12 protein-coding genes and 1 other annotated feature are annotated in these 13,972 nt (G+C 54.5%); of the genes, 7 read left to right on the forward strand and 5 right to left on the reverse strand.

Translation table 11 applies throughout. From position 1 onward, the window contains the following. Positions 1-67: 67 nt before the first annotated feature. Positions 68-910, reverse strand: coding sequence for a transporter substrate-binding domain-containing protein (locus E0E37_RS03260; RefSeq protein ID WP_130861543.1), 843 nt, complete (start codon positions 908-910; stop codon positions 68-70). A 360-nt stretch (positions 911-1,270) separates the two neighbouring features. Here E0E37_RS03260 and E0E37_RS03265 point away from each other — a divergent pair, with 360 nt between their 5' ends. The 3 genes from E0E37_RS03265 (at position 1,271) to E0E37_RS03275 (ending at position 4,075) form a co-directional block, all read left to right on the forward strand. Further along, entirely contained in the window at positions 1,271-2,269 is a 999-nt protein-coding gene (locus E0E37_RS03265; RefSeq protein ID WP_130861544.1) for a dihydroxyacetone kinase subunit DhaK, read from the forward strand. Between the two features lie 14 nt (positions 2,270-2,283). Beyond that, positions 2,284-2,919, forward strand: coding sequence for a DAK2 domain-containing protein (locus E0E37_RS03270; protein ID WP_130861545.1), 636 nt, complete (start codon positions 2,284-2,286; stop codon positions 2,917-2,919). Between the two features lie 106 nt (positions 2,920-3,025). Next, positions 3,026-4,075: a LacI family DNA-binding transcriptional regulator gene (locus E0E37_RS03275; protein ID WP_130861546.1), complete on the forward strand. Its 1,050-nt coding sequence runs from the start codon at positions 3,026-3,028 to the stop codon at positions 4,073-4,075. Between the two features lie 1,166 nt (positions 4,076-5,241). Here the strand turns inward: E0E37_RS03275 and brnQ are convergent. Further along, positions 5,242-6,585, reverse strand: coding sequence for a branched-chain amino acid transport system II carrier protein (gene brnQ / locus E0E37_RS03280; protein WP_130861547.1), 1,344 nt, complete (start codon positions 6,583-6,585; stop codon positions 5,242-5,244). 433 nt (positions 6,586-7,018) lie between these two features. Here brnQ and E0E37_RS19050 point away from each other — a divergent pair, with 433 nt between their 5' ends. Both E0E37_RS19050 and E0E37_RS03290 read left to right on the forward strand, forming a co-directional pair. Then, positions 7,019-8,140, forward strand: coding sequence for a 4Fe-4S dicluster domain-containing protein (locus E0E37_RS19050; RefSeq protein WP_130861548.1), 1,122 nt, complete (start codon positions 7,019-7,021; stop codon positions 8,138-8,140). A gap of 139 nt (positions 8,141-8,279) precedes the next feature. Then, a complete protein-coding gene (locus tag E0E37_RS03290; protein WP_330548528.1) occupies positions 8,280-8,570 on the forward strand; it encodes an ArsR/SmtB family transcription factor in 291 nt (96 codons plus the stop codon). Between the two features lie 23 nt (positions 8,571-8,593). Here the strand turns inward: E0E37_RS03290 and E0E37_RS03295 are convergent, their stop codons facing one another. Both E0E37_RS03295 and E0E37_RS18495 read right to left on the reverse strand, forming a co-directional pair. Further along, on the reverse strand, positions 8,594-9,556 hold the full coding sequence (locus E0E37_RS03295) for a YitT family protein (RefSeq protein WP_330548529.1): 963 nt from the start codon (positions 9,554-9,556) through the stop codon (positions 8,594-8,596). 528 nt (positions 9,557-10,084) lie between these two features. Next, positions 10,085-10,318, forward strand: a binding site (T-box leader). Positions 10,319-10,460: 142 nt separating this feature from the next. Continuing rightward, on the reverse strand, positions 10,461-10,598 hold the full coding sequence (locus E0E37_RS18495; RefSeq protein ID WP_165445179.1) for a hypothetical protein: 138 nt from the start codon (positions 10,596-10,598) through the stop codon (positions 10,461-10,463). Between the two features lie 186 nt (positions 10,599-10,784). Between E0E37_RS18495 and E0E37_RS03300 the strand changes: the two genes are divergently transcribed. Together E0E37_RS03300 and E0E37_RS03305 are read left to right on the forward strand one after the other, a co-directional pair. Beyond that, positions 10,785-12,083 (forward strand): phenylacetate--CoA ligase family protein, encoded by a 1,299-nt coding sequence (locus tag E0E37_RS03300; RefSeq protein WP_130861549.1) that lies wholly within the window; start codon positions 10,785-10,787, stop codon positions 12,081-12,083. A gap of 31 nt (positions 12,084-12,114) precedes the next feature. Continuing rightward, the gene (locus E0E37_RS03305) at positions 12,115-12,510 is read left to right on the forward strand and encodes an ACT domain-containing protein (protein ID WP_130861550.1); all 396 of its coding nucleotides are present in this window, start codon (positions 12,115-12,117) and stop codon (positions 12,508-12,510) included. 1,105 nt (positions 12,511-13,615) lie between these two features. Here the strand turns inward: E0E37_RS03305 and E0E37_RS03310 are convergent. Further along, positions 13,616-13,858, reverse strand: coding sequence for a YdbC family protein (locus E0E37_RS03310; protein WP_130861551.1), 243 nt, complete (start codon positions 13,856-13,858; stop codon positions 13,616-13,618). Between the last annotated feature and the right edge of the window lie 114 nt (positions 13,859-13,972).

Below are 13,972 nucleotides of genomic sequence, written 5' to 3' on the forward strand. Positions count from 1 at the left end.
AAAGCGATAAATGAATGCACAAAGCCGGTCCGTCCGGCAGACGCCGGACAGACCGATAAAAAACACATTAGAATGAAGGATTCAGTTCGCTTGACGGAGGGGCGCCCACCCATTTCTCAAACAGCTCGGCGTTTTCTCCGGAGACATTGAAGTTGTAGACAAAGCGGTTTATGTAATTGATCCACACCTGATCCGCCTGCGGCAGCATCATGGCGTTATAGCTGACCGTGTCCAGCGGATCGCCTACGACCTTGAGCCCGCCGGCCTGGCTGGCCTGGTACAGCAGGAAGTTGGCGTCCTCCGCAAATGCGTCTACCTGTCCATTTTTTACAGCCACGATACCGTCAGTGGGGTTGGAGAAGTAGACCAGTTCCAGCTCCGGACGCCGCGCCTTGAGCACTGTATCCAGGGTAGCGCCCTTGACCACTCCCACCTTGGCGGTGGCCGGCAGAGAGTCGATGCCTGTGATCTGGCTGTCCTCCTTCACCAGCAGTCTCTCGCTGGAAACGATATAGGTGTCGGAAAAACCTACCTTTTGGGCCCGGGGAAGAGTGGGTGTGGAATTTCCCATAACGATGTCCGCTTTTCCCGTTTCGATGGTCGCCACTCTCGTATCTGAAGTCACCTCCAGCAGCTCCAGTTCCGCATCCAGAGAATCGGCGATCTTCTGAGCCACGTCGATCTCAAAGCCCACGTACGTCCCTTTCTCATCCTGATAGGACAGCGGGACGAAGCCGGAAATGACAGCTACCGTCAGCTTCTTCGTACTCAATACTTTGTAAAGGGTACTGTCATATCCGCCGTAGTTCCCGCCGCCCCCCGAGCCGCCGGACGAACCGCAGCCGGCGAAGGCCAGAGTCAGCATCAAAAGCGCCAGTGCCAAACATGCCGGTTTATAGTAGCGTTTCATTTTAATTTCCCTCCTTTGATTTTAGTAATCGTTTTAGTAAATTAACTCAAATCTCTTTCTCCTTTTGTCTTGTTGGTTTATTCTAGCACGCGATTTTTTAAATGTAAACACGTATTTAGTAAATTTCAAAAATAATTTTTTAATATTCAGTCTAATATTCCAGAATATTTTTCGTTATATTGAGTAAATCTCACTTTAAACAAAATATTATTTTGCCAATCTCATTTGGCCGCTTTAATAATTTTTAATTAATATTCACTAAAACAACTTGACTCGTTCAGCTATTATTGCTAAAATCATCACAAGAATATTCTTTCATTTCTAAATCAGAAGAAAATCAGAAAGGTTGGGTGCTCTCTCATGAAGAAAATTCTAAACACACCGGAAACATTCGTGGACGACATGCTCAGAGGCATTTATCTCGCTCATTCCGACATGCTCACCTTCGTCAACGACGATCTCCATTCCATGGTGAAAACCAGGATCCGGCCCGGCAAGGTAGGGATCGCCACCGGCGGCGGCAGCGGGCATCTGCCTCTGTTTCTCGGTTACATCGGAGACGGCATGCTGGACGGATGCAGCATCGGGGAGATCTTTCAGTCCTCCAGCGCGGAGCAGATGCTGGCCGTGACGCGGGCTATCCATTCCGGCGCCGGCGTTTTGTACATCTACGGCAACTACAACGGCGATAAATTCAATTTCCAGATGTCCTCCGAGATGGCAGACTTTGAAGACTCCATACGCGTGGAATCCGTGGTCGTAAAGGACGACGTGTCATCAGAGGACCCGGAAGCGCGCCGGGGAGTAGCGGGGATCTTTTTCGTGTACAAGTGCGCCGGAGCGGCTGCGGATGAAATGATGAGTCTGGACGAAGTCGCGCGGATCGCCCGAAAGGCGGCGGACAGCGTGTGTACCATGGGCGTGGCCCTCTCCCCCTGTATCGTTCCCCGGGTAGGCCATCCCAGCTTCCAGCTTTCCGACAATGAAATGGAGATCGGCATGGGCATCCACGGCGAACCGGGAGTCCGCCGCACAGAGATCCTGCCCGCCAACCAGATGGTGGACGAGATGATGGGACACATCTTCCGCAATATGACTCTCGGAGACGGCGACGAAGTCTCCGTTCTCATCAACGGACTGGGCGCCACCCCGCTGGAGGAACAGTATATTACATACCGCCGCGTTCACGAGACGCTGCGGGACGCCGGCGTCAGGATCCACAAAGTATACGTGGGAGAATTCGCCACCTCCATGGAGATGGCCGGGCTTTCCATCTCCGTCTTCAAATTGGACGACGAGCTGAAACGCCTGCTCTCCAAGCCGGCGCACACGCCGTTTTTCACACAGATCCAGCTGTAAAGGAGGAATCAGCCATGCTGCTCACTGCTAATGAATTGAAAGAAGTGTTTCTGTCCTGGGCCGCCGCCATGGAGGCCAACAGGGACTATCTCATCGAACTGGACGGAGTGGCCGGAGACAGCGATCTCGGTCTCTCGATGAACGACGGCTTCAGCGCAGTCCGCGGGTTTCTGGAAACGTTCAACGATCCGGACCTGGGAAACCTGTTCTATTATGCCGGAAAGACCATGGCCTCTTCTGCGCCTTCCAGTCTGGGGACGCTGATCGCCTCCGGCTTCATGCAGGTTGGAAAGACGCTGAAGGGCTCCACGTCTCTGGAACTGTATAACATTTCATCCGTCCTGGAAGCCCTGGAAGCGGGAGTGATCCAGCGCGGCAAGGCCAAACTGGGCGAAAAGACGTTTCTGGACGGTCTGCACCCGGCCATCCTCGTCCTCCAGTCAGCGGAAGAGACCAGCGATCTGAAGCTCCTGCTCAAAAAAGCCCAGGAAGCCGCCCGCGAAGGGGCGGACAGCACCGTGAACATGGTGGCCAAGCACGGACGGGCCGCTGTCCGCGGCGAACTGTCCGTGGGTCTGCTGGACCCCGGCGCCGTGGTAGCCTCCCTTCTGGTGAGCGCCATGTGCGAAACGCTGTTGTCTCTGCTGTAACGGTTTCATCTGGAAGCCCCTGCGGGGTTATTTGAAGGGTTACGATTGATAATTATTTCCTTATCATATATAATGTTTATTATTTAATGAGTTGGATGGTGTTTTCATGACTTTAAAAGAGATCGCTCAATCACTGAACGTTTCACCGGCTACCGTTTCGCTGGTCATGAACGGAAAGCCAGGCGTCGGCGCAGATACCCGCTCCAGGGTGCTTCAGATGCTGCGGGATCAGGGATATGAGGCAAAGCCGTTCTCCGCGCCCGTTCCCCCCACAGCTTCCAGGCAAAAAAGTATCCGCTTCTTCAAATATACAAGCAACGGCTATCTGGTCCACGGCAACGACGGCTTCGTCACCTCTATCATCGACGCCATCGAGATCGAAGCCCGCCGCCTGGGCTACGCGCTGGTCATGACCTCCTGCCAGGAGACCATGCTGGACGAGGTGTTCGCCATGATCCGGGAAAATCCCCTGGACGGAATGATCCTGATCGGCACGGAATTTATGCCTCAGCACTATCACTATCTGGACAACCTGAACGTTCCCGTCATCGCCGTGGACAATTATATGCACTACTGTTCCATCGACAGCGTATCCATGAACAACCGGGATACCGTATACACCGCGCTCTCTTTTCTGTATTCTCTGGGACACCGTCAGATCGGCTACCTTCAGAGCCGGTTCCAGACTCCCAATTTTATGGAACGCTATGAAGCCTATCGCTGCTCCCTGGAACAGCTGGGGATCTCCTTCAGCACCGAGTTCATCTACCATGTGGGCGCCACCGTGGAGAGTTCACTGGAAGATATGAACGAACTTCTGCGGCAGGGGCGCAAATTCCCCACCGCGCTGTTTGCAGACAACGATACCATCGCCATCGGCTGCATCCACGCGCTGGAACGAAACGGCCTTCAGATCCCCGGAGACATTTCCGTCATCGGCTTCGACGATATTCCTTCCTGCAAAATAATCGAACCGCCGCTCACCACCATGCGCAGTTCTCCGGAATATCTCGGCTTCAACGCCGTAAGGCAGCTGCACGCGCGGATCAACAATCCCAACCTGCCTGTCACAAAGATCCAGTGCAACGGCGAATTGATCTGCCGCAAGAGCACCCAGAAACGGCCGGACGGCGGCAGTCAGCAGCGGACGCGATGAGACCGGAAGGAACCCGGAAGATCAGGGCCGCAGGATGAGATACTCCCGACGGCCAGATCCGCAGGACGAGATAATCCCAACGGCCAGAGCCGCAGAACGAGATAATCCCGACGCCATAGCTGCAGTAAAAGATGTAAGTCGATGGCCAGGGCCGCAGACGAAGTCCTGTCCATTTTACGAAACAGCGTCCATTCCGCCTTTTTCAAGCCGGAATGGACGCTGTTTTCTTGTACGTGATTTTTCTGACGGACGATGACGGACCATCCTGCACCGGGCCTGCGTTTGCAGCTTCAGTGCAGTTGTTTTGTGTTTTCGCTCCCGCGCGGCGGCTGTTCGAAATCCCCGGCGGTCTGCTGGTCTCCAGCGGCTGTCAGCCCCGGAGGGATGCTGGTCTCCAGCGGGCTGTCGGGTTCCCGTGGACTGCCGACTCCTGATGGGGCGCCGTACCCGGCGGCAGTCAGCAGCCGATCAGCAACGATCCAGATCGTATTAGGCCAAATTGAGATTTTTTTCCCGATCTCCCCGAAAAACAACCGCGAAATAGGCGAAAACACAATAAATAATTGATTCTCGCCTATTTCGCAGCAAATATCGAGAGAATATCGCTGTTTTTTACGTGATTCTCGGGGATTCTTATTTTTTTTGCTGTTTTCACCTATTCCGGAATCCGGCTAGCCCCCATCCTGCCCATTCCAAGATCCGTCTATCCAAAGCACCCGCGATACCGCGGTCCTCCTATCACGGATCCAAAGGAACCTGCAGCCAGATCCGGATGATCCGTCGGATCACCCGGCTACCGCCTATCCCCAAATCCAAGACAAGGGGGCGAACGCTCTGACGCTGCAGCCACAGTAAAACGCTCCAGCGCCGCGACTTCTCGCCTTTGATACAACCGATCTTCAAATAAGCCAAAAGAGCGATGGCCAAAAAAAGAGAGGCTTGCCGCAGATCATCATTTTGCGGCCGCCCCTCTTTTCTGTGTTTTATTGGTCTCCGTCCTCCAGCCGGCGGGGAGACCGCTCCGTCACGACCTGCAGTCAGAACCCGCCGGCGCAAACCGCCGCAGATCCATCCGGGCAGCCCTCGCCCACGGGCCGTCGGGCCGCCGTTACGCCGTTGCCCCGTCATTGCGCTTCTGTCATTGCGCTTCTGTCATTGCGCTACCGTCAGGCCGCTCTTTCTTCCGGTCCGCTGCTTCCTGACTTTTTCACAAAATGCCCGATGACCGCTCCGACTATCGTTCCCAGTATACAGGGCACGATCCACGTGAAGCCCACGTCGGCAAAGGGTATGGAAGCCACGAGACGATCCAGTCCCGGGGTGGAAACCGTCAGAATTCCGTTTCCCCTCATCGCGTTGAAGGCGTCATAAGCACCTATCACCATGGATGTAATGATCGCTCCTTTCCACGCGGCGTCGCTTGGAATGAACTTTCTCAGCAGGCCCAGGATCGTCAGCACGATAGCCATGGGATACATAAACAGGAATACAGGAGCGGACCACTGAATGATCTTGTTCACGCCGCCGGACGCCTGCACCACGCAGATGATGGCGATGATAAAAGAAGACGTCTTGAAACTGACCTTCCCCTTCGTCATTTTTTCAAAGAAATCGGCTCCGATGGCCGTCAAGCCGATAGAAGTAGTCAGGCAGGCAAGGATGACTGCAATGCCCAGAGCTACCATACCGCCGTTTCCGAGAAGCGTCCTGACAACACCTACCAGCAGCGCCGTATCGTCAATATCGGCGGGGAACAGCTTTTCGCTGCACGCGCCCAGATAGAGCAGGCCGCCGTAGACCACGAACAGTCCCACAAATGCGACGACCGCAGCGTTTCTCATGATCTTCATCTTATCTTTTTTCAGCGTGTAGCCCTTCTCCGTGATGGTGCCCACATAGATGGACGCCACCGCCAGTCCCGTCAGCAGATCGCCCAGCTGATAGGCGTATATAAAGGCGTTGGAGAAAGAATTTTCCACGTGTCCATCCCCTACAGGCACCCCTATGGGACGGATGAAGGCCATCACGACGATGAACAGCAGAATGGCCAGCAGGATCGGCGTCAGATATTGGCCGATATAATCCACGATCTTGGATTTATTGTTTACAAACAGGTAGGTCAATCCGAAATAGACGATCAGAAAAACATAGACGCTCCAGGAGGGCAGATCCGGAAATACGCCCTGAAATCCTGTTTCAAAGGCCACGCCGCCGGTCCTGGGCGTGGTGATAAACGGAATGATAAACAGACCGCATGTCATAAATGTTTTCTCAAACCAGGTCCCTACCGGGCGGGCGATGTCCGAAAAGCTGTCACCCATATTCGCCGTAGCGATAATGGATAAGATCGGAATGGCGATGCCGGAGAGCGCCAGCCCTGCTACCGCCGGCATCCAGTGCGCTCCAGAATCCAGTCCGATCCCCGGCGGAAAGATCATGTTTCCCGCGCCGAAGAAAACTGCGAATACAGCGAATCCAACGACCAGACTATCCTTTAATATTTTGTTCATAGTATCTTCTCCTTCTGATGCCGCTTCCGCCTGCGCCGGTCAGGCCTCATCGCGGAAGCGAAGACTGGATATAAATGATAACAGTCTCTATAAAAGCAATTCCCATGCCAAAACGATCTCCCTTTCATTTCTTTTTTCTTTTCTCCGGGTAAAAAGCCGCAGACGAGGTATTTTCCCCCTTTCCCTTAACATCGTTGAAATTTCAGCCTTTCTCCATTCGACAACATCCCTTAAAATTCGCATCATTGTCGAATTTCGCCGCCAAAAAATGTGTCACACTGTAAAATAAAATTTACATTGAGGCAGCAAAAAAAAATTATAAACGATACACACTTGACAGCCCGGCCGAATATTATTATATTATAAATTACTAATATAACTTGTGCGGATCTGCGGTCACTTAAACGTCGTTCCGCGCCCGAAAGGAGTCCCTATGTCTTCCAGTTCCAAATCACCTGCCGATGTCAACATGATCTCCGGTGCCAATGCAGTCTCCGGTGTAAAAGTAAAAAAGATCGCCTCCGTGGCCGCCCAGTGCGTTGCCTGCGGCGTCTGCGCCAAGGCCTGCCCTCTCGGAGCCATTTCCGCAGCCGGCGGTCATTCCGCCGCTGTCATCTCGGATAAATGCGTGGGCTGCGGCAGATGCGCCGCCGCCTGTCCGGCAGGCGTAATCTCCATGATCCCCCGGCCCGCGCCGTCCCCTTCTGACGGCGGTCCAACCGTCTCATCTGCACCGGCTGCCGGCCCCGCTTCCAGTCAGGCCGCCGACGTGCCTCACTCCGCACCGGCTGCCGGCGGATCACACTCCGGATCGGCTGCTGGCTCCGCTGACAGACCGGCTGCCGGCGGATCACACTCCGGATCAGCTGCCGGATCCGCTGACAGATCGGCCGCTGGCTCCGCCGACAGACCGGCAGCCGCGTCCCTCAAATCCACAGCAACGTCCTCCGGACCTGCCTGCCCTTCAGCCCGCGGCGCCGGGAAACGCTGGTATGATTATCTGTGGATCGCTTCCGCTCTGTATCTTACCCTGGGATTTTTCAACATATTATTCGCCTGGCTGGGGCTGATCTGCTTCCTCGTCCCCCTGCTCCTGGCCATTTTCGGAGGCGGCAAAGTCTACTGTCACAAATACTGCGGCCGGGGCCAGCTATTTTCCCTCCTGGGCGGAAAGCTGCGGCTCTCCGCCGGACGGCCGGCCCCGGCCTGGCTGCGCTCCCGTTGGTTCCGCTACGGCTTTCTGGCCTTCTTCATGACCATGTTCGCCAACATGCTCTACACGACCTGGCTGGTCTTCTCCGGCGCGCGGACCATGCATCAGATCGTCACGCTGCTCTGGACCTTCAAACTGCCCTGGAACTGGGTCAGCGTCGCAGGCGTCGCTCCCTGGGCAGCCCAGTTCGCCTTCGGCTTTTACAGCGTTATGCTGACCTCCACCGTGCTGGGTCTCATCACCATGGCACTTTTCCGGCCGCGTTCCTGGTGCGTCTACTGCCCCATGGGCACCATGACCCAGGAGATCTGCCGACTGAAAAATCGCGGCGGCCGGAGGTAAAACTCCGTTTGCCGCACCCCCATACATGGCGCCCAAAACACCTGACGGTCAAAGTGCCTGCAGAGTGTCTGCAAAGTGTTCTCAATGCACCTGCAAAATATCTGACGCCGGGCGCCTGACAGATAAAAGGAGAAAACTCATGATCGATATGACGGAACAGGCAAAGGAAGTCTCTGAGCTTCTCAAAGTTTTGGCAAATGAACACCGGCTGCTCATACTCTGCGCCCTTCTGGACGGCCCTCTGGCAGTCAGCGAGATCAGCGGTCGCGTAAGCGGCATCGGCCAGTCAGCCGTCTCCCAGCACCTGGCCCGGCTGAAGGCGCTGGGGATCCTGTCTTCCAATAAAAAAGGCCAGCACGTATTCTACGAGATCGCAGATCACCGCGTAGAAAAAGTGCTGACCGCACTGAAAGAAGAATACTGCTCCTGATCAATTGTTTCGGCGGTCTGCCGCTAACGGTATTTTTTCTTCGAGGTAAATCCCCTGCCCCGCACTTCACTGACCTGATTGATGATGAGGAAGGCATCGGGATCGATCTCTGAGGCCATCCGCGTAAGTTTCGGCAGTTCTCTGTTGCTGATCACGGTGAGGACCACCATCTGTTCCTCCCTAAAACGTCCGGTGACAGAGCGCACCAGCGTGGATCCCCGATCCAGAGACTTCTGGATCATGGCGTTGATCTCCTCGTATCTTCGACTGATGATCTTTACCTGCGTCTGGCTCTTTCCTGCCAGCAGTACTTTGTCCAGCACCACGGTATAGATCAGGACCACAAGGATCCCATGAAGCACCTGCTCGGCCGTGGAGTGAAACATCTGCAGGATCAGAATACCGCAGTCAAACACGTAAAGCGTGGCCGGCACAGAAAGACCGAACAGCCGGTTGAGCAGCAGCGGGGGAATGTCCATGCCGCCTGTGGACGCCCCCTCCCGAAGTACCAGTCCGATGCCGATACCGATCAGTCCGCCGGCGTAGACCGCCGCCAGCAGCGGGTCGTCGGTGAGATGCGAAAGCTGTGGTATCTTCTGGGCGCAGGCCAGCAGCGCCGGATAGGCAAATGTGCTGACCAGCGTGGTCACTGCAAAATTTTTCCCCAGTACGGCCGCTCCCCCCAGAAACATCACGCCGTTAAAGCACAGTACAAAGGCGGCCACCGGCAGTCCCAGCAGATGCTCGAAAAACAGGGCCAGTCCGGTGCTTCCGCCTGTGATCAGTCCTGCGGGCACGATAAACGCCGCCACGGCCACAGCGTAGACCGCATTTCCCAGCAATACCATGACCAGCCTGCGCAGCGTCTCTAATACCGGACTGTCCCCGTGGCCGCTACGCGCTTCCCACTTCTTCTTTTGCTCCATCTCCGTCACCTCCGCCGCTAAAATGCCCGCTCTTTCTATTCTTCTCCAAAATATATCCATTAAAAGTTTTCTTCAAAAATACCATACGCCCTTCGGGCTCACTTTCACAGGAAAAACGTGTGCAATCCGCCAATATCGTTTCCCCATATTCCCGCAATAAAAAAAGACCCTCCTCTATTATAAAAGGAAGCTCTCAGCTTGTCACGCAATACTTTCACGAATTAACGTATAAAAGCATCTCTATTATCAATCTCATGCGCACCCCCTGCGGCACACCGGCTTGTCAGATAGCCGGCTGGCCCATGACCCACGCTCCGGCTTTTTTCCAGGGTCCCTCCTGCGATCTATTCCAGAATCTTTCAAGGGAAGGTTCGGAACGGCATCGACCCGCCGCTGCATTTCTATTCTCTATTATAACCGCTTTTCATCAGGCTGCAACAAGGAAGATGATCTCGGCTTTTCCGGCGCGTTCCACGCAAGCCTTCCTGCGCGCCGGAAAAGTTTTTTGTTTTTGGTGTTGACTTTAAAAAAGTATCGTTGTATTATAGTGCCATGCAACAAATTGAGGGAGTTTTTCCTTCTATACTGATAATGGCGACGACAGGGTAAAGTAAGTGAGTTTCCTTTGTTTACAGAGAATCGGATAAGATGAGAACCGATAACAGAGCGCTTGCCGAAGTTCCCCCTTGAGCTGATGCGTTGAACCGATAGTAGATGCGTCCGGGTTCTCCCGTTACAGAGATACGGATAAATGATTGTCCTGAGAGGCCTTTTCCTGTGAAAGGCAATGAGAGTGGTACCGCGGGTTTTCCCGTCTCTTACGAGACTGGAAAACTTTTTTTATGTCTCGAAAAGTCTCACGCGTACCGGAGCAAAAGAAAAAACCGGTCCGACAAGGGACCGGTCGGTGAGCAGAAACCGAGGCGGCGAAAAAGCCGGAACGGTTTCTGCATCGGTATGGAAATTAGCAGCAGCAGTTGTCGTTGCTCCCGCCTAACAGACTGCTTCCGCAGCTGCAGTTGCAGATGAGAATAACCAGCAGTAAGAAGAAGAACAGAAGGCTGTCATCAATTCCGCCTCCGTTGTTGCAGCAGTTAAACATAAAATTGTACCTCCTTTTGGGTTAGCAGATTATCTGCTTTATGTTTACAAGATATGACGGAGTATCCGGATTGGTGACAGCCCGCCGGATAAAATTCACAAAGATGGACCAGCTGAAATGAAGCGAACCAATCAGAAAGTATGGAGAAGGCCGGACCGCCTTCTCCCAAAATGGAGGTTGAGAGAGATGATTTGGAACGTACCCGTAGAAACCATGAGCAGAGACGAAATGCATCATCTGCAGAGCGAACGATTGAAAGACACCGTGTCCCGCGTTTATCAGCGCGTGGATTTCTACCGCAGGAAGATGCAGGAGCTGGGTGTGGAGCCAGGCGATATCCACACCATTGACGATATTGTAAAACTCCCCTTCACCACGAAGAAAGACCTGCGGGATAATTACCCCTTCGGTCTGTGCTCTGTTCCGCAGAGCGAATTCGTGCGCATCCACGCTTCCTCGGGAACCACGGGCAAGCCCACGGCGGTGCCGCACAGCCGGAAGGATCTGGATCTGTTCGCGGAGTGCGTGGCCCGTTCTATCTGCTGCGCAGGCGGTACTCAGGAAGATACCGTTCAGGTCTCCTACGGCTACGGCCTGTTCACCGGCGGTCTGGGACTTCACGACGGAGCCAGCCGTCTGGGCGCAGGCGTCATCCCGGCCTCCAGCGGAAATACGAGAAACCAGCTGACACTCATGCGGGATTTCCGCCCCACGATCCTGGCCTGCACGCCGTCCTACGCCATGTATCTGGCGGAATCGCTGGCGGACGAAGGGTACGGACCCGACGACATCGCCCTGCGCATCGGTATCTTCGGCGCAGAGCCCTGGAGTGCGGAAATGCGTTCCAAGATCGAGAAGGGGCTGGGAATCACAGCACACGATATTTACGGTCTCTCTGAGATCATGGGCCCCGGGGTTTCCTGCAGCTGTCAGATGCAAAACGGCCTGCACATCGCCGAGGATCACTTCTATCCGGAGATCCTGAACCCTGATACGCTGGAACAGGAAGCGGACGGCGTGGTGGGCGAGCTGACCTTCACCCATCTCACAAAGGAGGCCATGCCCCTTCTGAGATACCGGACCAGAGACCTGACCAGCCTGGATCACTCTCCCTGCCAGTGCGGCAGGACCAACGTCCGCATGGGCAGGATCATCGGCCGCTCCGACGATATGCTGATCATCCGCGGAGTCAACGTATTCCCCTCTCAGATCGAGAGCGTGCTGCTTGAGGTACCGGAGGCAAGCCCCAACTATCTCATCGTCGTGGACCGCCAGGGTGTTCTGGACACCATCGAAGTCCAAGTGGAGATCGACGACAAGTACTTCACCGACGAACTGGTCGAGATGGAAAACATCCGCAAAAAAATCAAGCAGAAAATTGACAACGTACTGCGTATTGGTGTTATAGTTAGATTAGTAGAGCCCAAGACCATCGAACGCAGCCAGGGCAAAGCGAAGCGCGTGATCGACAAGCGCAGCATTTAACATTCCGATATCCAGCAGGGAGGAAAACAACATGATTGCAAAACAGTTATCTGTCTTTATTCAGAATGAGCCGGGACGGCTCCTTGAAATAACCGAAGCGCTCAGCGCCGCCAACGTAAACATCTCCGCTATGAACATCGCGGAAACGGCGGATTACGGCATCGTCCGCATGATCGTGGACGACACGGAAAAAGCGGTAAAAGCCCTGAAGGCGGCCGGCGTCATCGCCCGCTCCACAGACGTGCTGCGCATCATCGTACCTGACGTACCCGGCTCCATCAACAAGATGCTCATCACTCTGGCCGGAGCCGGCATCAACGTTTCCTATATGTACGGCTACTCCAACAACGGCGAAGCCCCCATGGTCATCCGCGTCAGCGATACGGAAAAAGCCGCCGAAGTACTGTCCGGCGTTGGTCTCCATTAGATTTCATATGCCGCGGTGCCGCTGTAATACGGGACTGCAAACTGCGGATCCCAGTTCCCGGATCCCAGTTCCGGCCCGGCGCCGCGTAATTGTTCTGCACGGTAGGTTCGGCAAGTCAGACCTGACCGGCCTGGGTTTGCTGGACGGTTCGGCTGATCCGGCGGGTTTAACATGGCTGGACGGCTAAGTTGATTCAATCGGTTTGGCATAGCTGATCTGGCGGGTTCAGCATGGCTGGACGGCATAGCTGATCCGGCGGGTTCGGCATGGCTGGACGGCATAGTATGTTGGATCGGTTGGGCCTAAAAATTGATGCGGCGGGCTTGAGCCCACACGGTTTTCAGCTCCGAAATATGAAACCGACAGTTGAAATAGGTGAAAACAGCAAAAAATATCGATTTTCACCCATTTTCAAGCAAAATCCGATGGGAATATCCAATTATTTGCAGCAAAATAGGTGCGAACTAGTAAAACATCTGGTTTTCACCTATTTTTTCGCTCTTTTTATGCAAAATCGGTAAAAAAACATAGATTTCGCCTAAGCCCCCCGCCCCCCAATACTTTCCCCTCTCCGCTCTCTGACCCATGCGATCCAGGCAAACCGCCCTTCCCCTCCCCGGCGTCTCCAGCCAAAGCACGCCCCGAACTGACCCTGCGATCCATTGACTGCTGCGTGTATCTGAACTCAGACATGATCTCAGCCCGGACGCGCTAACACTGTCCGGGCTGTTTTTGAAAAGCTTAAACACTACGCGCGTGCGTGACATTTCATGCCCGCTACGCAGCGCGTACAGTGCATGCGCACTCTTCACCCGCTCCCCGCCGGTTTCAACACATTCTCACAGGGTAAACTCATCCGCGGTCCGACATCTTCGCCGGCATCACACATGATCTTCGCCTGCATCACACATGAGCTTCGCCGGCATGAAACACCATCTTCGCCGCCATCACACCAGCTGTCCAGATAGGTTCTCATACCTGACCTCCATGCCGGACAGCTATGTTTGCGGGCGAAACGCTGCGCCGGAACAGACACTGCCGTGGAACCGGACTTCGCTGCCAGGCCAGCGCAGCGTTCCCCACACGTCAGTGGACCGAGGACTTCTCACTGCAGATGCAGATCGTTCAGCAGGCGGCCCAGTGCCGCCGTCTCTTCCAGACTCAGCGTGATCCCCCGTCTCATGCGCGTGTGCTCTTCACACCAATCCCGTATATCGTATTTCTCCGGCTTTCCGTTCCAGGATACCAGATTAAGTTCTCTGGTCCAGCCTTTCCCATTGGAAGATAGAACACCAAAATGCTCTTTTAATACGAACGAAACCTCCCGTTCTCTCTCAGTTTCCGCCATAGTTCTCCTCCTCTCACGTTTCTGTATTCCTGGCGTTTACCTTATCTCCCTCCTCCCTCTTTCGGGACTGCTGATGAAACTCCGGTAAAAACGCGTTCCTTCTTTCCCCTGGGA

The organism is Bacilliculturomica massiliensis, from assembly GCF_900605495.1.
GTDB classification, from domain to species: domain Bacteria; phylum Bacillota; class Clostridia; order Peptostreptococcales; family Anaerovoracaceae; genus Bacilliculturomica; species Bacilliculturomica massiliensis.

Excerpts from the sequence above, each read along its gene's own strand:
- E0E37_RS03270 (WP_130861545.1), top strand. The coding sequence starts at position 2,284 with ATGCTGCTCACTGCTAATGAATTGAAAGAAGTGTTTCTGTCCTGGGCC.
- E0E37_RS03305 (WP_130861550.1), top strand. The coding sequence starts at position 12,115 with ATGATTGCAAAACAGTTATCTGTCTTTATTCAGAATGAGCCGGGACGG.
- E0E37_RS03310 (WP_130861551.1), bottom strand. The coding sequence starts at position 13,858 with ATGGCGGAAACTGAGAGAGAACGGGAGGTTTCGTTCGTATTAAAAGAG.
- E0E37_RS03300 (WP_130861549.1), top strand. The coding sequence starts at position 10,785 with ATGATTTGGAACGTACCCGTAGAAACCATGAGCAGAGACGAAATGCAT.
- E0E37_RS03260 (WP_130861543.1), bottom strand. The coding sequence starts at position 910 with ATGAAACGCTACTATAAACCGGCATGTTTGGCACTGGCGCTTTTGATG.
- E0E37_RS03275 (WP_130861546.1), top strand. The coding sequence starts at position 3,026 with ATGACTTTAAAAGAGATCGCTCAATCACTGAACGTTTCACCGGCTACC.
- E0E37_RS03265 (WP_130861544.1), top strand. The coding sequence starts at position 1,271 with ATGAAGAAAATTCTAAACACACCGGAAACATTCGTGGACGACATGCTC.
- E0E37_RS19050 (WP_130861548.1), top strand. The coding sequence starts at position 7,019 with ATGTCTTCCAGTTCCAAATCACCTGCCGATGTCAACATGATCTCCGGT.
- E0E37_RS03290 (WP_330548528.1), top strand. The coding sequence starts at position 8,280 with ATGATCGATATGACGGAACAGGCAAAGGAAGTCTCTGAGCTTCTCAAA.
- brnQ (WP_130861547.1), bottom strand. The coding sequence starts at position 6,585 with ATGAACAAAATATTAAAGGATAGTCTGGTCGTTGGATTCGCTGTATTC.
- E0E37_RS18495 (WP_165445179.1), bottom strand. The coding sequence starts at position 10,598 with ATGTTTAACTGCTGCAACAACGGAGGCGGAATTGATGACAGCCTTCTG.
- E0E37_RS03295 (WP_330548529.1), bottom strand. The coding sequence starts at position 9,556 with ATGGATATATTTTGGAGAAGAATAGAAAGAGCGGGCATTTTAGCGGCG.